The following is a 19,300-nucleotide window of genomic DNA, read 5'->3' on the forward strand; positions in this document are numbered from 1 at the left end:
CCGTTCAAACCTGACCTGGAATTCTCTGACGTCACATGCTGTTGCTGCAGGCACGTCTCAAGCTTCCGGGACTCACGTTCCGGCGATGTCATACCGGGAGTTCCGGTCACTACAATTCGCTGACCGTACCAGATTATGATTTGGAGCCGACATATTCGATCACGTCTCCAACGGTTGCAATCTTGTCGTAGTCTTCATCGGGAATCTTGATGTCGAACTCGTCTTCCAGAGCCATCACCAGTTCGACGATATCCAGTGAATCGGCTTTGAGATCGTCAACGAACGAACTCGACCGTGAAATATCTTCCCGCGGAGAGTCGAGTTGATCACTCACGATTCCGATAATTTTTTCTTCGTTGGACACTGAAATAACCTCCGTTCAAATCCCGACTGTATGAGCTCGGTAAAGTGTTTGCAGGAACCAGGAATCAAGAGCCTTCGACGGCTGAGCGGACAATACGAAGCAATCCTGATGCGTCGGGGTAACCGAGTCCTGTCCGTTGAAGACAGGACGCACCGCAGACCGTGAAGCGTGCGAAGGCGACGAACATATACAGGGTTTATGAAAGCCTGTAAACCCGACGGTGTGCGTGAGATAGGTGATTCAGCGGTCGTTCAGTGGATTGTTCGTGCAGGTTGTGGTCCGAGTGCCGGACGGCGAAGTCAGTAGTCGGTCCCTGGTAACGTTTTTGCCACGGACGGTATTGAATTTCTTTCGATTCTGGAGGCAATCACCGCCAAAACGCCGTGTCGCACTCACTGTTCCGGTCGGCCACTCCTGTGGTGTAGAAAAAATGACCGGTTTTTACGGCACATCGCGAGGCAGGACCAGGCACCAGGCAAACCGGATGCCTGCCGGATTCGTCCTGTCCACTGGTGATAAAAATGTACGAAACCGGTCGCAGGCCTGACGCGATTTCGCAGTCCTGCCTGATTGTCCGGTACGGCCGTTGTTTTACGCCAGGCAGCCTAATCTCCGGTTTCGGAAAGAATTTCGCGAATGGTATCAGCGAGGACTTCAGTGGCGACTTCCGTCTGATCTCCGGAGTGCATGACTTTGACCTGCCATGTTCCGGCAGCTAACTCGTCTGTGCCGGCAATCAAAGCTAACGCGAATCCCCGTCGATCGGCATATTTGAGCTGACGACCGATCTTTCCCTCCTCCGGATAGACTTCCACACCAATTCCGCTGCCACGCAACATTCCGGCGGTTCGCTGATATTCCACCAGATGTTCCCTGGCAAACATGGTAATCAGCACATTGGCGGGTGTGGATTTTCCGGCTGTCATGCCAAGTTCGTCCATTGCCGCCAGCATTCGATCCAGGCCCAGGCTTGCTCCAACGCCTGGCAGTTGGCGAGACGTGAATTTTGATGCAAGATCATCGTAGCGACCACCGGAACAGACACTGCCGATTGTCGGAAGGTCATTGAGAATGGTTTCATAGATGGTTCCTGTATAGTAATCGAGGCCTCTGGCAATCGATACATCCAGACGCACACGGTCTTCCGGAAGTCGGCAGCCACGAACTGTTTTGAACAGTTCCTCAAGGTGACTCAGTCCTTCTTCACCTGTCGGACTGCCTTTCAGGATACCGTCCAGTTGTGAAAGGACAGCCTCGGGTTTTCCGGTTACCTGGGCCATATCCAGCACACCAGCGACGTCGGATGTGCTGAGTTTGACGCGCTCCTGCATCTCAGCGGCGACCGCGTCACGGCCAATTTTGTCCATTTTGTCGAGGCACCTCAGGATCCCTGATGCAAACTCCTGCAGCTGTCGTTTTTCCAGAAAGCCGTTAAGTACTTTGCGATTGTTGACTCGTACAGTAAAACGATCGATGCCGATGGCATCAAACAAATCGTTGATCACCAGCAGGGTTTCAATGTCGGCAGTATTACTGGCAGTGCCGATGGTATCAAAATCACACTGCATGAATTCACGGTAACGACCCCGCGCCGGTCGTTCACCGCGCCACACCGGAGCTATATGGTACCGCCGGAACGGTGTGCCAATTTCCTGAATGTGCCTGGCTGCATAACGGGCCAGGGGGACGGTGAGATCGAAGCGCATCGCGACATCGCGATCTCCCTGGTCGGTAAATCGAAATACCTGTTTGTCTGACTCCTCACCGCCCTGACCCACCAACACCTCTGCATATTCCAGCGCCGGTGTGTCAATCGGAGCGAACCCATAGCTGCGATATACTCGGCGTGCCGTATCAACGAGATACTCACGGGCAATCATCTGGTCGGGTAAAAAATCACGGAAACCTCGCAGAGGTTTAACATTTTTGCTGGCCATTGACGGTTTGTTCAATTCGCGGACATGTGAGTGGGGATCAACGGACGTTGCGTGACAGTTTAGCCATCTCTGGAAAATTGGCATTCATTCGTAGGGATTTTGGTCGAGATCCGCAGCGATCGATATCGCCAATGCCTTCCATTGAATCTGAATGGCCAAATATAGAGATTTGTTGCTCGGTAACTCAGCGGTGATGGTGCTGAGATAAATATTAGCCAAACCGACAAACAGTCCGGTTTCCTTTTCGGTGTCTCCCAGGTGTGACAACTGATGTTACATTGCATCACACACTTATGGGATGACGCTGCTGGTATGATATGGTCGTCGGAAGTGGTGCTGACGGTTACCATTCTGGTGATTGGATCCATCACGGGACTCTGCAGTATGCGGTCACATACAAGTTCAGCGACACAGCCCGAGTCTGCGATTCTTACAATTCCTGGAGATACGGCCGTTCCGATGACTATCACATACACATAGTAGAAAGCGAAGCTCGGGCGAATTAGCCTGTCACGGCCTTTCGTCTTACTGAGATCCGAAATTGAAACGTCCCGACCGGGCCGCCCCTGGCCGTTTTCAGGCTTCGGGCTTTATGGTCTTTGCCGCGATCATGAATCTCAGGGGGTTTTGTCGGGCACTGTGAGTAGCTCAGAAGGATAGTCCACCTCCACAAGGTACAAACCGTGTGCAGGAGCCGTTGTGCCGGCCATGCTGCGATTCTGACTCATAATGACTTCACCCAAATATTCTACAGATCGCTGGCCGTTCCCGATTCGCAGCAGTGTGCCCACAATGGCTCGCACCATATTGTAGAGGAACCCGTCAGCTTCGACTTCAAAACTGATAAGCGGTGACTGGGGTGCTTCGTGCGGACGGGCATCGGTGGGCCAGAAATCGACCCCGGTCCAAAAGACAGGAGCCGGACAACGCTCAATGGTTGCATCCATAATTGTTCGCTCACTGGTCTTTTTGTTGGGATAATTTGTTTCGAAACAGCGAAAGTCATGAGTGCCCCGCAGGGCCTTCAGGGATGCCACCATCGGCTCAATTTTGATTGCCCGTCGAGTTTGATACACGTGATGACGTAATCCCGGTGGAAGTACCGGGCCGTCCCAGATCAGATAGCGGTAACGCTTCCGCCTGGCAGAGAATGTGGCATGAAATTCATCGGAGACCCGCACCGATTTTATAATGGTGATGTCTTCCGGCAGGTAACGCTGCAGTCCGCGTCTAAACTGCTTTGCCGGAATCTTCGACTCAGTCCGGAAACTGGCCACCTGGCCAAGAGCGTGAACGCCGGAGTCCGTACGGCCGGCACAAAGAATTCGCACGGTTTCGCCTGTGAGCCGGGTAATCGACGACTCAACGCACTGCTGCACAGTGCGACCGTTTGGCTGTACCTGCCATCCGCAGTAATTCGTACCGTCGTAGGCCACGGTCAGCATGATGTTTTGCGTTGGCATGGGCATTCGACGCATCCCGGCGGAGGTATCGGCAATGTTCGCCTGTGGAGCATTTGACTCATCGGGAATTGCCATGTTGACAGAAAATCGGAGGCTGAGGTTCTCTTGCGGAACTCTGCACTACAGCAATAAATTGCTGATAACTCGTTGGTTCAGCTGGTCAGCACTTGAACTGACTCAGGGACCTGTACGCAATCACACGGATGTGACAATGCCTGGATTACGACACTCATCGGTAGGATTGTTGTTTCTGCTTTTCTTTGTCGGCCTGTCCGGCGCAATCATGTTTGTGGGGTGTTCCTCTGTACCGGTGACAGGTCGACGTCAGCTGTTGACGATTTCGGAGGCTGAGGAAAACCAACTGGGGTTAACAGCGTACAAAGAGGTTCTGGAAAAAGAACCTCTTTCAAGGAACGACCGGTACAATCAACTGGTGCAGCGAGTGGGAAACCGAATTGCCACCGTGGCCGATCGTCCGGGTTTTGACTGGGAATTCAAGGTCATCGAATCCGACACTCAAAATGCATTCTGTCTTCCTGGAGGCAAAGTCGCCGTTTATACCGGAATGCTGTCGGTCTGTCAGACGGAAGCCGGTTTAGCTGTTGTGATGTCTCACGAAGTTGCCCACGCCATCGCTCGTCATGGTGGGGAACGTATGAGTCACAAGATGGCGCAGAATCTGGGTCAGCAGGCCGTCGGACGACTACTACAGGATCAGGATGACCAAAAGAAAAAGATTGCCCTGACTGCGTTCAGCATTGGATCTGAATACGGTGCCATCCTGCCCTACAGTCGCAAACATGAGCTGGAAGCCGACTCCATCGGGATCAGATTAATGGCAGAAGCTGGCTACGATCCGTCCGCCGCTCCTGAGTTTTGGGAACGCTTTGCAGGTCTTAAGGGGGGAGACAGTCCCTTGGAATTCATGTCGACCCATCCCTCGGATTCCAGACGCTCCCAAAGTCTGCGGGAACGTTTACCTGAGGCCATGCGGCTCTATGAACAGGCGGATAAGAAATACGGTCTGGGAGAGTCCATCGATCAGTAGTTACCGGATGACTACGGTCCGTCAATTCCGGTTGCCCGTTGTTACACACACTCAAACGTGGGCGGTGCAGACGGCCATGGAACCGTCTGCATCGATATTTCCACAAAACACAGGCGGCGTGTTGCTGCGGACAGATGTTTTGGTGGACTCCAGGTGCTGGTCTCGGATGCCGGCAACTGGATTTGTGTGTCGGAATACTGAGTCTCTCGAGCCTTACTTACCAGCCAGTTGACTTTTTGATCTCTGCGACTAATCTTCGCGACATCATCTCGATGGCGCATCGCGGGTGGTGGTGTCAATTAGACCGCATCAGTCCGTGTCTTTGTTGTCACGGTGGTGGAGCAAAAGGTCCAGTTTGGGAGTGAAACGGTCAATTTGATCCCTGTCTGTCACATTTTGTCAGAACACAACGCGACACAGTCAAACGGAAAACGGCTTATTTCCTCATCGCAATCTGCTATGAAAGCCACAACATTCCAGGGATGGTGCCAGCCCCGGCTTGCCTCGCCGGAGAGAACCGCAGGATGGGAGCTAGCGCATGTCTAACAACGAGATACAATGGATTCGTGTGGAGGACACGTTTCAACCCGACAAAACCAGCGAACTTCCGGCACTGTTGGAACTGTTTGGCCGGCTGCAGGGAGCTGCCGTAAATGCCACGGATGTTCTCGAATTTCTTGAAAACCAGTGTGCTGTGTTTGCTGGTGAACTTAATGCAACCTGGCTGGCGATTGTTCGGCGAGTTCCTGGACCCGACTGGGAAACGGTTGCCGAGTTTGGTCGTGCTCCGGAGACATGTCCCTTTCAGCTTTGGGATTCTGTGTCTGAGCGGGAGTGTGTTGGTTTTCTGACATCCTCAGTGTGTCAGTTTGCTCTACCGATCACTGATTGTGGCGTAGGGCGGCTGATTGTGGGTTGTAGTCGCAGAAGTGTGGCAGAACTGGGTTTGCCCATAACTATGCTTGTCCGGGGCATGAACATTGCGATTCCCCTGGCGCTGCGACAGGGAGAGTCATACAGACAGGTGGATCGTTTGCGGTCCACGCTGGATATTGCATCACGCCTGTCCGTGAACGAGGAAACAGCGCCGCTGCTGGAACTTATCGCGGCAGAGGCAGCCCGACTGCTGGATTGTGATCGCAGCAGTATCTTTCTGTGGGATCGGGAAAGAGATGAGGTTGAGGCTCGACCGGCTCTCGGAGTCCCTGGTTCCTCTCTTCGGGTTCCGGCCAGCGAAGGAATCGTGGGCGAGACATTGAGAACGGGATCTGCAGTAACCGTCAATGACGCTTATGCTGATCCTCGTTTCAATCAGGCGGTGGATCGTGATAGCGGCTATCGCACTCGCAATCTTGTCTGTGTGCCCCTGAAGGACTCCGACGGCACAATCGTAGGAGCGTTTGAGGGAATTAACCGAAATCATGCCCTCGATTTTACGTCGGAAGACGTTGAATGTCTGCAGCAACTCGGTACTCAGGCCGCTGTTGCACTGCGCAACCTGCGGGAACGCAGTCTTCTTCATCGGAGTCGGGACCAGTTGGCAGAGCGGGTGACAAGCGCCGTTGAGATCATTGGCGAAAGTTCTGCCATTAGTGCACTTCGGGATACGATTCGTCGACTGGCGTCGACCGACCTTCCGGTATTGATTTTAGGTGAAAGTGGAACCGGAAAGGAGGTTGCGGCGCAGAGTCTGCACTATCAGGGAGATCGGGCTCTGTCTCCGTTTGTTGCGGTAAACTGTGCTGCTCTCACAGAGAGCCTGCTGGAAAGTGAACTGTTTGGACATGAACAGGGGGCGTTTACAGATGCTCGGGATACCCGAAAGGGTAAATTCGAACTCGCCGATGGAGGAACACTTTTTCTGGACGAAATTGGAGACATGAGTCCCGGTGGTCAGGCCAAACTTCTCAGAGTGCTTGAACAAAAACTGATCACACGCGTCGGTGGATCTCAGGCCATACCGATTGACGTCCGCATCATCGCGGCCACAAACGCGAATCTGCCAGAATCTGTGCGGGAAAAACGCTTTCGTGAGGACCTGTATTATCGATTGAGTGTGGTCACGCTGGACCTGCCGGCTCTGCGCGACCGACCTGAGGATATTCTCCCGCTTGCGGAATATTTCATTGCCGGGTTTTCCGCTCAGGCCAGACGGGCTGATCTTCAGTTTACCAACGAAGCCCGTCGTCGTTTGCAGACTCATCAGTGGCCGGGAAACATTCGTGAACTGCGAAATCTCATGGAACGTGTTGCTTTTCTGTGTCCGAACGACAAAGTGGATGTTGATGATCTGGCTTTCATTCTCAGTCCGGAAGACGAAACCGGAAAACTTCCGTCACTGGAACTGGGTCTCGAGAAGGCCACACGTGCATTTCAGAGAGATTTCATCAGACGCAGTATTCACCAGGTGAAGGAGAACATGACGGAGGCCGCCAAACTGCTGGGTCTGCATCGCTCGAATCTTTACCGAAAGATGAAACAACTGGGCATGTCTGAAGTGGACGGTGAGGAGTAATGTCTGTGGGGGCACTGCCAGATCAAACTCAGCGATCTTCCCGGGAACCTGGCGTCATTGCACAGTGGAGATCGAATCAACCGGGATTTTTTGGATTGGTTCTGAGCTTCATCCAGCTTCTGATGCACGGACTTTGGCTGGGGATTACTGAAAGTGCTGTCGGCCGTCGCGTATTCAGCGATGTGGCATCCAGTCCCGGGCAGCGCTGGCTGATCGTAGGACTGCTGATTATCAGTTGTGTCGCAACTCTCTCGGCACTGTTTTTTTCCATCTACGGCAGTGTCAGCGCTGAACCTAAAACTCCCGCCATTGTGGGGTTGATCCTGTCATTTTTCACCGGTGCGTTTCTGACCTTCGTGTTCCTGCTCACAGCCCTGGCCGCTGGAGCTCAGCAGTGAACAGTTCCACGCGTCCGCCGGATGCGAACGTCAGTGTCCGAACGGCTGCTGAAACGGCCGGCAACACAGTTGCTACGATCGGTTTAATTCTCACATTGCTGGCCGGACTGTTGTGTGCGCTGTTGTTCGTGGCCGCGACTCAGCTTCCGGAGCAGAATGATTCATCAAGGTTATCTGAGGGAATGCCTGGAGATGTCCGGTCAGGCGGCGGCAGCGGTCAGGATTTGCGGTCAACTGAGGTTCCTGAATTCAATCCGGAAATGGACGAACAGTTAGCGGTGCATGCGGAACTCACCAGGGCAGCGCTTGAAGGGCAACGTTTTCAGGTGTTGCTGCTGGGAATTGCGACATTCGTACTGAATCTCACGGGACTGGTGTTGTGTGTGATCGGTTTGTTTGTTCCAAATCGACCGAAGACTGTCGCGATATGCGGGACCGTCCTTTCGGTGCTTCTTTTTGCGGGCGTCTTTGGCGTGATCGCGGTAGGAGCATTGCTTGATCCGGTGACCACCGCTGCAGGTTGAGGTGGAAAGTTTCTGTGAACCGGGTAGATGTTCGTTGCCCGTTACAATACCTGTGGTGGCACTGCGACTGCCCGGATCCGCTTGCGGCCTTTGGGTCCCGAACCGACTTCACGCCGGACGTCCGGAGAAGCAACAATCCTCAGGACAAACATCATGATTCGCCGGAAACCGGCCGATCGCTTCCCGTTCTGTGCCGCTGAGTCGCTCCTGAAACAGTTTGCGTACCATCCTGATGAATTGTGGGTGGATTCCCGGGGTGGAAGCACGACGCATATTGATGTTCAGGCGTTCACAGACGTTGCGAGCTTCGGTGTCCAGATCGAACAGGACTTCCATGTGATCTGAGATGAAGCCAATAGGTGAGAGGACCAGATCGCAAATGCCTTGACTGTGAAGTGTTTCGATGAAGTCGCAAATGTCGGGATCCAGCCACGGATCCTGAGGGCGTCCGCTGCGACTCTGGTACACAAGTGCCCATTTGTCTGTCGGCAGATCCAGATGGTTTGCGACCAGAGAGCAGCTTTCACGCAGCTGTTGCTCATAGTCACAGGCAGCGGCCATCCCGCTTGGAATGCTGTGGGCTGTGAATACGACCATCGGCAAATGGTTGAGATCCAGTGCGACAATTGCCTGATGAACACAGTCCGCAACGACTTCGATGAAATCCGGATGGTTGTAGAACACTCTGAGCTTGTCGACCTTGATTTCGTCCGCGTCAACTGCGGATCGGAATCGGATAACGTCCTCACGGTACTGACGACATCCCGAATAGCTGCTGAATGCGGACGTCACGAAACTCAAGACTCGCTTTACTCCATGGTCCTGCATCTCCTGGAATGTTGCATCCAGCATTGGGTTCCAGTTGCGGTTACCCCAGTAAATAGGAAGATCGATATGGTGTGTCTGTAGTTCCTGCTTCAGAGCGGCAATCAGGTCACGACACTGTTGATTAATGGGGCTTATCCCGCCGAACTTTCGGTAGTGGTCGGCCACCTCAAGCAGACGTTGACGAGGCACGTTACGACCGCGCAGTACATTCTCAAGAAAGGGAATGACATCGTCCTGGTGTTCCGGACCACCGAAGGACTGAATCAACAGTGCGTCATAATGTTCAATCTGCATCAAATTCCACCTGACGGCAGCTTAAGGGAACAGCATTCCTGCTGCCGTAATTCCTGCAGGGATGCTTTGAGTGCTGTTGCCGGGACCTGCCTGGGTTGTTGCTCCCAATGTGAACAAACATGGCTACTGTTGATTATCGACCGACGTGTGGGTACTCTCCCGGACTTATTCCGTCGGTCTCTTTCATGGTTCTGCCGGAAAATAATCTCTCTGTACGCAGACATTTTCAAAATGTCTGTCTGTCGAGTACGTCTGTGGTGAGTCGCATCGCCATTGGTATCTGAGAAGACGGTTGGTGCGTGTGTGACGCAGCGACGGTACGGAGCCTGTACATTTTTGAAAGTTCCGGAACAAAATGGGACGTTACACAGGTCCAAAGGGACGCATTAATCGACGCCTTGGCGTCAATGTTTACGAATCCAGTGGCAGTATCAAAGCGCTGGAGCGAAAAGAGTATCCGCCGGGCATGCACCGCCGGCGAAAAAAACCAACCAATTATGGCATTGGTCTGGCGGAAAAACAAAAGATCAAGTTTTTTTACGGACTTCGTGACCGACAGCTGAACCGGTACTTTTCCAAAGCTCGTCGCATGAAAGGCAATACCGGTGAACAGCTCCTGCTGATTTGTGAGGCTCGGCTCGACAACCTTGTGCGTCGGGCAGGGTTTACCCTGACGCGTCCCCAGGCTCGACAGGGGATCGTTCACCGTCACTTTCAAGTCAACGGGATTACTGTCAATACACCCGGCATGATGGTTAGAGCAGGCGATGTAGTTTCACTGCGAAGTCGTCCCAATGTGCAGAAGCTGTACAAGCAGGTTGTAGAATCATCTACAGCTCCACAGAGCAACTGGATCAATTTCGATCCGGGAACATTAACGGCTACTGTTACTGCTGCCCCAACATATGACGATGTCACACTTCGAGTGGATGTGGGACAGATTGTGGCGTTCCTGTCGCGTTAATGGTCCTTGGGTTGCGGAAGCACTGGCATTGAAACTGCGTGATGAGAATCACGCAGTTTCAGTCAGCGACCCCTGTTCCGTACGAGGGCTGTGTCGTAACGAAACCGGTAATGCGGCTTCACAGCGAGCACGCAAAACAGGCATTTCTCGCTCCGGTTCACCGATAAACTTTCCGGTTCTGTTATCCTGGAGTCAACCTCATCGGAGGTGTGGCTTGGTCGCAGACGAGCGCACCATGTTATGAGCCTGGTCAAAGAGGCTGTTGAGTCTCTGTAGTTTCGTCACGTCCGTCGGTCCCAAAGAATAACGCTTTGGTGACGCGTTTGCTGTAATCGGGGGCGTTGTGCCGTCGGCCGGCCATCAGGGAACACTCACGGTTGATTTGCGTTCTGCACATCAGATATCTGGTTTGGCTGCCGGGCCGGCTTCGGATCTCCGCAGAGATTGATACTGTTAGCCGGTAAACAGATCCTGTGTGACGATTATTTGCCTGTTCTATACATGCAGAGTGGCAACGCATACCATTACGGTGTCTGTGGCGAGACTAGTTGGATACCAAAGAATCCGTCGGATTACGTTCTGTCTCTCATCCAAAGTGGGTTCTGATCTGATGATCCAGAAGGAACAAGCGTGGATTCGGGGTAATGCTGTCACCTATCCGATCTCACGGCAGGGTGAGATTCACGTTGGGCGATCAATTCAATGCAGTCTTCGATTATTTGAGGACACGTCTGTCAGCCCGAAGCACTGTGTGATCGCATTTGTCAACGGACGACTGGAGGTCACAGACCTGAACAGTCGCACCGGGACAACAGTTAACGGTAGACGAATTTCCGGTCCGACACAGCTTCAGCATCAGGACACAATCAGCATTGGTGAAACAGAATTGACGGTTTTGTTTGAACTGAATCGGAATGATGGGACCACGCCTCCGGAATTCACTCTTAAGTCCTGATGTTCCCGGACCCGCGGTGCGCAGAGAGGTGTGGTGTTGGTCTGTGCTTTGATCATTGTTTTTCCTGTATCTGTTCAGGAAAACAGGACGTTGCCCGATTCGCTCACAACTGAATTTTGGTATTTCTTTCGGCGAGGGACGGTCCGATTACTTGTACCATTGCTCGCCATCACGATTACCGACATCATTTGTGAAGCCGTGGACGACAACGAAGCTGCCTGTGCCGTTTACATGTCATGGTTGAGTGTACACAGCGGCGACCTGAGCGTTGATTCACAACGCAACGGTAGTGCGGCTGTGGTTGACAATGGTTTCGTGAACCCACGCTGGTTTTTTGGATCTCGAGCCGTTTAAGCACCCCGACGTCGTATCGTTGCGTATTGACGGTCATCCGAGTGATTGCACCTGTCGGGGACCGAAGCGTTGAGTTCAGGATCCCGTGTTCCGTGATGGTGGTTTCCACGCTGTAGTTACGGTAACGCCGGCTGAAGCTGGTCAACTCCAGCATCAGACTCTGAAACTGGTTGTGAAACTCCGGTGTCCGGTCCCAGATTTCCCGGTTGTATTCAAAGAAGGACAACGTGTCGGCGCCTGACAACATCACCTGCATTGCCATGACGCGAAGTTCATCAATCTCCGGAAGTTTGCCATTTGGTGGCAGGAGCCACGTTTGCAAAATGACCACCAGGGGTAGTTTGCGCCGAGCAATCTGCATCATTCTTTGGCTGCGCTGGATCATGAAGAACACATCGTCAAGCGGTGCTTCACCCAGGTCGGGATAGGGCATGATCCGCATGACATCCGCCGCTTCGTATAAATATGAAAAATAGTTGTAATAATCCTCATCCCAGCCCGCCATCGGACCCCAGTGAGAGATTTCCAGACGCGTGCCGGGCATCTCCTGTTCGAATGCGGGTTTCAGTTCGTTGTAAAGATCAACGTAAAAGCCAAACGGAGTGTCAGGCGCATTTCGGCCCGGTTCGTCCATCACACTGAAACCGATGAGTCGATCCGGTGCAACTGCCCGGGCGCGTTCCAGTCCGGATTGGATTTCGTCAGGCTTGGTGTCCTGTGTCCACCAGTTGGCAAGCACCACATCCAGCCCCAAAGAGGTGGCAGCCGAGTGAAGGTTTGGCCGGTCCAGTATGACCTGAGTGAATCCCATCGCCTTGAGGTCAGCGAGTGCCTGTTCCGAACGCGGATCATACATTTCGAACCGTTGCGGAATCGTTGTCCGGATTGTCACATCAACATATTCCGCATTGTTGCGTTGTCGAATTTCCGCCGGGTCAGTGATTTGATGTGCCGAATCAGGCTGCTGATCGGCTGCAGACAAATCTGTGGCTGCCGCCTGTCGATGTACTGTGCTGCAAACCGCAGACACAAACAAAACGCAGAGAACGGTCCTTCTACTGTTCAATCGCAGCTCATTCAGTTTGAGAAATCCACCGGCTGACCTGGTCCGCCACCATGACACCGTCGGATTTATCAAGGGCACACTGTCACTTCTGGATCGGTTTCTGAAAGGAATCACACGGTCTGGTCCTGTTGTGTATACTACAAAAGTTCGAATTGCGCTCGATGCGACAAGGAAGCAGATGTCTTCGTCCACTGTTTGGACGAGGGCGAAAACTTTGGGATTCGGTACTGATTTAATATCAGGTAACGGTCGACGCTCTGTAAATTTCTTTGTACGGAGAGTGGTTACAGGTTCGAGATTTGAAAATGAAGCTCTCAGCGTATTCGGAAGTCAGCCTGAGTAAAGTTAAATGAATCTGCCGACAGGCAGAACGGGTTTCAATATGGCCTTTAAAGTTGTGTTGATCGGTTCCATTTTGGCACAGCTGGTCGCCACATGTCTTTCTTTGCGGATTAACGCACGTTACCGAAGATATTCTGCGTGGGCTTTGATTTCTGCGTCTTCCGTACTGCTCGCAATCATGCAGTTCGCTGTTTTGCTGATCTTTTGGGAAACAGACGGTCCACTGCAGGCAGACGGGCAACTGCAGATCGGTATCTCGTCTTCGGGCTGGGTCTCCTGTCTGAACACGTTGATGGTATCGGCTTTGTTGGCGTCTGTTCTGTTTCTGGGAGGAGTGGCACTGATCGAACCGTTGTTCATCGGTGCCGCAAAAGCGGAATCGTTGCTTAAGAAGGAAAAGAAGGAACTGGAGTCGGTCGTCCGGGCAACAGATGCTGAACTGCGCCTGGCACAGCAGATCCAGCAAAGACTATTGCCCCGCAGATCTCCGGACATCCCGGGATTTGACATTTCCGGCCAGTGCACGGCTGCACAATGGACGAGTGGCGACTACTTTGACTATATCAAAATGAACGACGGTACTCTTTGTGTCGTGATTGCGGATGTTACGGGGCACGGAACCGGTCCGGCGCTTCTGATGGCAACTACCCGTGCGCTTCTTCGCGCATTGGCCCAGGCCTCATCCAACATTGGTGACATTCTCAGTTCGGCCAATCGCTCGCTGTCAGACGATCTTGAACGGGGTTGGTTCGTTACCATGTTTGCAGCCGGTATCGAGCCGAAAACTGGGACACTGGTTTACAGTAATGCCGGGCAGAACGGATATTTCTTCACAGAAGACGGGAATGTGAGAACACTAGGGATGGAACGGCCTCCGCTGGGAGTGCTGAGTGATGCAGATCTGAGTACGGCTGACTCGGTCCAAATGAAGAAGGGTGACTCACTGCTGCTGGTAAGCGACGGAATTCCGGAAACAAAATCACCGTCCGGAGAATTGTACGGTCACAATCGAATGTTTGAGTGTTTTCGACAGAACCGCGAACAATCTGCGGAGCAGATTGTTCGGGCGCTCATCGACTCGGTGCGGCAGTTTGCTGATCATGCCCCCCAGGAGGATGATGTGACTGCCGTTGTTGTGGTTCGTCGCTGAGTTTAACTGCCCCGACGGACTGGGTTTTCGTAATCGGGGCGAGGTCATCTGTGATGCCTCAGGGGAGATCGGTGGTGACGGCGCTGGCTATTTGCCAGACTCCATGCCTGTCGCAGGCCGCATAGTACATCCGATATTTCTTCCGTCCGATACGGATCAGCGACATGTCTTCCGCATGAACGGCGTCCAGTCTGCTTCCCTCGTATCCGTCACCTTCAATAACACACGCTGCTCGGGTCCACGTCAGACCGTTGCCTGAATAAGCCACGTGAATTCTCGACCTGTAACCTGCCATGTCGGTTGCAATCGACGCCGAAGCAAAGGAGTCGCTTTTTCCGCTGGTGACGGCATTACTGTCAAGAGCTGGGTGCAGTGGTACCGCCGTTCCCGGTGGGACGTCCTGCCACGCAGAATAGAACATCGTCCAGCGATCGTCGGCATTCTGTGGAGCGATGACTTCGGCAGCTGTGATCCCTGACGTGTCGAACTCTGTCTGCTTGTCCTGCATGCGAAGACCTGGCTCCAGGGTGAAGTTCAGTCCGTCAGCTGTCATTGCGCTGATTACACTCGTAGAAATGGGTGGTCCGCTTCCCATACCATCGGCGCCGTACTCACGTTGAAAACAGTACAGTCGACCACGGCCGTCCGGAAGATGCAGGTATCTCGGACCGCCAACGCCACCAGGTGTCTGCAGTCGAATGCCGTTTTCTAATTCCCAGTGAATCATGTCTGTTGATACAGCGCTGCAAATCACAGTTGGTCGATCGGCTGAACCGCGAGATTCAACGTACATTCGCCAGTAATCACCACAAGGTGTGATCGTTGGTGCGAGTAAACGCAGTGACATGTACTCCAGTTCCGGCCGTGGCGCCAGACGAATTCCCGGCTCCGGACGAAATGTCAGCCCGTTGTCCGAAACCGCACTAAGAATATACCCCTGACATGCGGGAAATGGTTTGCCCGGTCCCACTGCCGTGTAAAACAGTCGATAGCCACCAGTCGGAACACGGACAATACAAGGGGCCTGAAGCTTTGAGCTGTCAAGTTCCCGGGAACCCGCGAGTCGAGCACCAGTTTCTTTTTGCCAGTTCTTTGTTACAGGCATATTGACGAATTCGTTTCGTTCAAAGGTACGGGCGTGAAGTCACGTGGTCCGCATTAAAAGCTGGCAGGTTTGTTTACTGAAAAATATTTGAAGAAATGCATTCCTGCCCAACCGTACAGTGGAGTGATAGCATGCTGTTAAGCGTTCGGCGAAGTTTGTTACATGTTACCGGTCAAAACCGGTCATACTGACCGTGAGCACTGCAAATTTAGAAGTCGCTTCCGTCATGGTAGAAATGTCCAGCGATCAGGACTCTGATTTCCTTATAAATATGGGGAATCCTGACAGTACTCTTCGCTTCCTGCTGGTTGAAGACTGTGCCACAGATGCGTATTTGATCCAGACACATCTCAAGAATGGTCTTGACCTCCCCCTTTTTGTAGAGCGTGTCGAAACCCTTGCTGCTGCAATCGAATCTCTTGCCGGGAGACGCTTTGATCTGGTGCTGCTGGATCTGACACTGCCGGACAGTTCAGGAATTGGAACCTTTTACAGTGTATTGAAACACACGAGAAATGATCCGGTTCTGATCCTGAGCAGCGATGAAGCGGGCGAGACTGCAGTCAAAGCGGTTGGTGATGGCGCTCAGGATTATATTCTTAAACACGAACTCAGTGCGCACACGCTGGCACTCGAAGTACGGTTTGCCATTGAGCGGAGCAAACGGATCGGAGCCGAACAGCAGCTTGAAGTTGCCCACGAGCAGATTCGGATTGCTCGCAAATTACAGAAAGGGCTGTATCCCCTGTCAGCACCGACGTGTGACGGATTCGATATCGCGGGGGCTGCCTGGGCAGCCGAGCACGCCTGCGGTGATTATTATGACTTCCTGCCCATGGGAGGTGAAAATGTGGGGGTCGTTGTGGGTGACGTCTCAGGCCATGGCCTCGGGCCGGCCCTTAAAATGGTCGAAGCCCGAGCAGCCCTGCACGCGTTCAGTGAATATGAAAACAACCTTGGCAAACTGATTGCCGGGGTACACCGTGTGTTCTGCGGCGGACAGCACTTCGCTGAGGGTGGTCTCTTTCTCACGTTGTTTCTTGGACGCCTGGATACAGCGAAGCGTGTTCTTCATTACTCTTCAGCCGGGCATCCGGCATTTCACCTTACAGCTGACGGAAATGTTCACACTTCGGTACGGATGGATTACCCTGTTGGAATTGTTGACGCAATGTCGGAACAAGATGATGAAAAAATTCTCCTGAATTCCGGTGACATCGTTGTCATTCCGACAGATGGCTTTTATGAGGCGGTGGGAAAAGGTGAAAGTTTATTCGGGGTCGATCGCATGATGGATGTTGTGAGAAACAATCGCGATCAAACTGCGAACGGTATTGTTCGTGCGATGTACACAGCGTCATGCAGCTACACACCGGAAACCCCTCAAAAAGACGACATGGCGGCAATTGTTATTAAAGTGCTATAAAGTTCTTCCGCAGTGTTAATGTTCCAGATTACGCAACTGTTGCAGATTAGACTTAAGACCGTCGATACCATGATGGATCAGAGTTCCAACGTTGATCAGCCGGTAGCCCTGCTCATACGCCTGTCGGCACTCGTCATGTGTGATAAAGGTAATGCCGGCTGACTTGCCGTGCTCTCTAACCTGTTTCGGAAAATCTGCCAGATATTGCTGCAGCCTAGGATGGTTAAACTGACCAATTACTCCCAGTGAGGCTGAAAGATCGGCGGGCCCAGCAAACACCACATCCACACCGTCAACTTCGGCGATAGCGCCAAGATTTTCTATACCGGCCGGTGATTCGACCTGCACAACGACGCAGACCTCTTGATTGGCTGCAGGCAGATAGTCGTCCCAGCTGACGTCCATCAGAGTTGTCCACAGTGGTGACACACCGCGGGAACCTTCCGGTGGATACTTGGCGAACTCGACTGCTCGTTTTGCTTCGTCGGCAGTGTTAATCTGAGGCACCATAATTGTGTCCGCCCCAATATCGAGCGCTTTCTTAATCCAGATTGGATCCAGTCCAGGAACCCGCACCATTGAAGCGCAACCCGCCTGACGGCAGATGATCGGCAGCCATCGGATTTCATGTGTTCCGTGTGGGCGGTGCTCCAGGTCAATCCACAGGAAATCAACATCGCAGTCTACGGTGTACTTTGCAACCGCTTCGGACGCATCTGCCAAGTGGGCTCCCCAGGCGGCACCACCGTCTTTTAGACACTGCTTGACGCGATTTTCAAACATTGAAAACTCCGAATTCACTTGATGGACTGAAACGTGTGTTACCTGCACCAACGGTCCACTGTCGTAAATTCCCGGACATTCGTCCATCGTGCGGGGCAAACTCGTGCATCGTTGTTTTGCCGACACGTGTGCGTTAGTCTGAGTCAGGATCAGCAGTTGTTGTCGGCAACGTATAACTTTGAGGAAAACCTGATGCCCATCTCCGTGAATCGGCGTGATTTTCTGACCCGTAGCAGTCTGGCTGGGGCTACTGCAGCATCAATGTGGTATTTGAATCCAGGGCCGGCTGCTGCTTCCGTTTCGTCGCTCGAAAAACTTAACATCGCTGCAATCGGAACTGGTAATCGGGCAGGCAGTAACATCGCCGGGTGCGAGAGCCAGAATATTGTCGCGGTTGCTGACGTCGATGCCGGTTTTCTGGAGGCGGCAGGCAGCAAATACACGGGCGCCCGGTGCTACCGTGATTACCGGGTGATGCTGGAAAAAGAATCAGACAGGATCGACGCGGTGATTGTGGCAACTCCCGATCACACACACGCCCCGGCAGCAGCAATGGCGCTGCGTATGGGTAAGCACACCTACTGTGAAAAGCCGCTGACTCACACCGTATATGAAGCCCGTGTCTTGGCGAATCTTGCCGCAGAAAACAACCTTGTCACCCAAATGGGGACCCAGATTCATGCCGGAGACAATTATCGTCGGGTTGTGGAATTAATTCAAAGCGGAACGATTGGACCTGTGCGGGAAGTGCATGTTTGGAAGGATGTGGATTACAGCACCGGACGTTTGATGAAACGAGACAAACCGGCGGGCCTGGATTGGGATTTGTGGCTTGGCCCGATTTCCCGACGGGATTACGTCGAGGCAACAATCAATGGTACACACCAAACCATCGCGCCATTTCACTGGCGGTGGTTCTGGGACTATGGAAATGGAGGTCTGGGTGACTTCGGTTGTCATTTCATGGATTTGGCGCACTGGGCTCTTGACCTGAAACATCCGACGTCCGTGGCAGCAACCGGCCCTGCGCCTGATCAGGATGCGACGACCTCCGGCATTGTTGTGAAGTATCAATATCCGCAGAGAGGAGACAAACCGCCCGTAAATCTGACCTGGTACGATGGCCCCCGCAAACCCGATCTTCTTGCTAAGTACAGAGACAAAAACGGTCAGCCGCTGGACTGGCGCGGTGGACAGTTGTTTGTTGGCGAACGGGGGGCTCTTATTTCAGACTATGGTACGCATATGCTGTTACCTGCAGATTCGTCAGTAGAGTTCCAGCGTCCTGAACCGTATCTACCTAGTTCAATCGGTCACCACAACGAATGGATTGAGGGCATCAAATCCGGTGGACCCACAACCTGTAATTTCAGTTATTCCGGGGCGCTGACGGAAGCTGTGCTGCTGGGAGTGGTTTCGTATCGCAGTGGCGAAACACTGGACTGGGATGCAGAAAATTTGAAAGTTAGAAATTCGCCCCGGGCGCAGCACATGATCCATAAGGAGTATCGAAAGGGTTGGACGCTGTAACGTTTCATTGAGACGACCATCTGGGTCTGGCTGTGCCACAACGTTGAATCGATTAATCTTTGTCTGATGGAGTCTGACGGGGGTTTCTGTGGTGTGTTACTGAAACAATCCGGCACAACAGAGAAACGAACAACTGCCGACGGACGCGGCAAGTGATGAAGCGGTCAAATACAGCGGTTGCCGCTTCCGACCGGTCTTTCGGACACAATGTCAGGTCCCGGACTTTTCCGGCCGAGACTGCCAACAAAACCATT

18 protein-coding genes are annotated in these 19,300 nt (G+C 52.9%); 9 read left to right on the forward strand and 9 right to left on the reverse strand.

Features of this window, described 5'->3' with window-relative positions; translation table 11 throughout:
• Nucleotides 1-133: 133 nt before the first annotated feature.
• The 4 genes from acpP to truA all read right to left on the reverse strand — a co-directional run bounded on the left by acpP (nt 134) and on the right by truA (nt 3,839).
• Nucleotides 134-364 carry an acyl carrier protein gene (gene acpP / locus MK110_14260; protein MCH2212465.1) on the reverse strand — a complete coding sequence of 77 codons (231 nt, stop codon included), beginning with the start codon at nt 362-364 and terminating at the stop codon, nt 134-136.
• A gap of 605 nt (nt 365-969) precedes the next feature.
• Nucleotides 970-2,301: a histidine--tRNA ligase gene (gene hisS, locus MK110_14265; protein MCH2212466.1), complete on the reverse strand. Its 1,332-nt coding sequence runs from the start codon at nt 2,299-2,301 to the stop codon at nt 970-972.
• 84 nt (nt 2,302-2,385) lie between these two features.
• Nucleotides 2,386-2,568 (reverse strand): hypothetical protein, encoded by a 183-nt coding sequence (locus MK110_14270; GenBank protein ID MCH2212467.1) that lies wholly within the window; start codon nt 2,566-2,568, stop codon nt 2,386-2,388.
• A gap of 350 nt (nt 2,569-2,918) precedes the next feature.
• The gene (gene truA, locus MK110_14275; GenBank protein ID MCH2212468.1) at nt 2,919-3,839 is read right to left on the reverse strand and encodes a tRNA pseudouridine(38-40) synthase TruA; all 921 of its coding nucleotides are present in this window, start codon (nt 3,837-3,839) and stop codon (nt 2,919-2,921) included.
• 136 nt (nt 3,840-3,975) lie between these two features.
• On the opposite strand from truA, the gene MK110_14280 reads away from it, so the two are divergent.
• Entirely contained in the window at nt 3,976-4,812 is an 837-nt protein-coding gene (locus MK110_14280) for a M48 family metallopeptidase (GenBank protein ID MCH2212469.1), read from the forward strand.
• Between the two features lie 41 nt (nt 4,813-4,853).
• Here the strand turns inward: MK110_14280 and MK110_14285 are convergent, their stop codons facing one another.
• A complete protein-coding gene (locus tag MK110_14285; protein ID MCH2212470.1) occupies nt 4,854-5,111 on the reverse strand; it encodes a hypothetical protein in 258 nt (85 codons plus the stop codon).
• A gap of 239 nt (nt 5,112-5,350) precedes the next feature.
• Here MK110_14285 and MK110_14290 point away from each other — a divergent pair, with 239 nt between their 5' ends.
• Genes MK110_14290 through MK110_14300 form a run of 3 tightly spaced genes read left to right on the forward strand, consistent with a single transcriptional unit; the run spans nt 5,351 to nt 8,249 of the window.
• Nucleotides 5,351-7,327, forward strand: coding sequence for a sigma-54-dependent Fis family transcriptional regulator (locus MK110_14290; GenBank protein MCH2212471.1), 1,977 nt, complete (start codon nt 5,351-5,353; stop codon nt 7,325-7,327).
• A 5-nt stretch (nt 7,328-7,332) separates the two neighbouring features.
• Nucleotides 7,333-7,725: a hypothetical protein gene (locus tag MK110_14295; GenBank protein ID MCH2212472.1), complete on the forward strand. Its 393-nt coding sequence runs from the start codon at nt 7,333-7,335 to the stop codon at nt 7,723-7,725.
• Complete coding sequence (locus tag MK110_14300) at nt 7,722-8,249, forward strand: hypothetical protein (GenBank protein ID MCH2212473.1); 528 nt, start codon at nt 7,722-7,724, stop codon at nt 8,247-8,249. Before MK110_14295 ends, MK110_14300 begins: the two co-directional genes overlap by 4 nt.
• Before the next feature lie 108 nt (nt 8,250-8,357).
• On the opposite strand, the gene MK110_14305 is transcribed toward MK110_14300, so the two are convergent.
• A complete protein-coding gene (locus tag MK110_14305; GenBank protein MCH2212474.1) occupies nt 8,358-9,371 on the reverse strand; it encodes a ferrochelatase in 1,014 nt (337 codons plus the stop codon).
• A gap of 355 nt (nt 9,372-9,726) precedes the next feature.
• Here MK110_14305 and rpsD point away from each other — a divergent pair, with 355 nt between their 5' ends.
• Together rpsD and MK110_14315 are read left to right on the forward strand one after the other, a co-directional pair.
• On the forward strand, nt 9,727-10,335 hold the full coding sequence (gene rpsD / locus MK110_14310; protein MCH2212475.1) for a 30S ribosomal protein S4: 609 nt from the start codon (nt 9,727-9,729) through the stop codon (nt 10,333-10,335).
• A gap of 610 nt (nt 10,336-10,945) precedes the next feature.
• A complete protein-coding gene (locus MK110_14315; GenBank protein MCH2212476.1) occupies nt 10,946-11,290 on the forward strand; it encodes an FHA domain-containing protein in 345 nt (114 codons plus the stop codon).
• Between the two features lie 184 nt (nt 11,291-11,474).
• On the opposite strand, the gene MK110_14320 is transcribed toward MK110_14315, so the two are convergent.
• A complete protein-coding gene (locus MK110_14320; protein ID MCH2212477.1) occupies nt 11,475-12,536 on the reverse strand; it encodes a hypothetical protein in 1,062 nt (353 codons plus the stop codon).
• A 523-nt stretch (nt 12,537-13,059) separates the two neighbouring features.
• Here MK110_14320 and MK110_14325 point away from each other — a divergent pair.
• Nucleotides 13,060-14,202 carry a PP2C family protein-serine/threonine phosphatase gene (locus MK110_14325; GenBank protein MCH2212478.1) on the forward strand — a complete coding sequence of 381 codons (1,143 nt, stop codon included), beginning with the start codon at nt 13,060-13,062 and terminating at the stop codon, nt 14,200-14,202.
• Nucleotides 14,203-14,260: 58 nt separating this feature from the next.
• Here the strand turns inward: MK110_14325 and MK110_14330 are convergent, their stop codons facing one another.
• Nucleotides 14,261-15,307, reverse strand: a complete 1,047-nt coding sequence (locus MK110_14330; protein MCH2212479.1) for a hypothetical protein — start codon at nt 15,305-15,307, stop codon at nt 14,261-14,263.
• 193 nt (nt 15,308-15,500) lie between these two features.
• Between MK110_14330 and MK110_14335 the strand changes: the two genes are divergently transcribed.
• A complete protein-coding gene (locus tag MK110_14335) occupies nt 15,501-16,733 on the forward strand; it encodes a response regulator (GenBank protein MCH2212480.1) in 1,233 nt (410 codons plus the stop codon).
• 15 nt (nt 16,734-16,748) lie between these two features.
• On the opposite strand, the gene MK110_14340 is transcribed toward MK110_14335, so the two are convergent.
• On the reverse strand, nt 16,749-17,516 hold the full coding sequence (locus tag MK110_14340) for an aldolase/citrate lyase family protein (GenBank protein ID MCH2212481.1): 768 nt from the start codon (nt 17,514-17,516) through the stop codon (nt 16,749-16,751).
• Nucleotides 17,517-17,708: 192 nt separating this feature from the next.
• Here MK110_14340 and MK110_14345 point away from each other — a divergent pair, with 192 nt between their 5' ends.
• Complete coding sequence (locus MK110_14345) at nt 17,709-19,046, forward strand: Gfo/Idh/MocA family oxidoreductase (protein MCH2212482.1); 1,338 nt, start codon at nt 17,709-17,711, stop codon at nt 19,044-19,046.
• The last annotated feature ends 254 nt before the right edge of the window (nt 19,047-19,300 follow it).

The organism is Fuerstiella sp. (genome assembly GCA_022447225.1).
Lineage (GTDB): Bacteria > Planctomycetota > Planctomycetia > Planctomycetales > Planctomycetaceae > S139-18.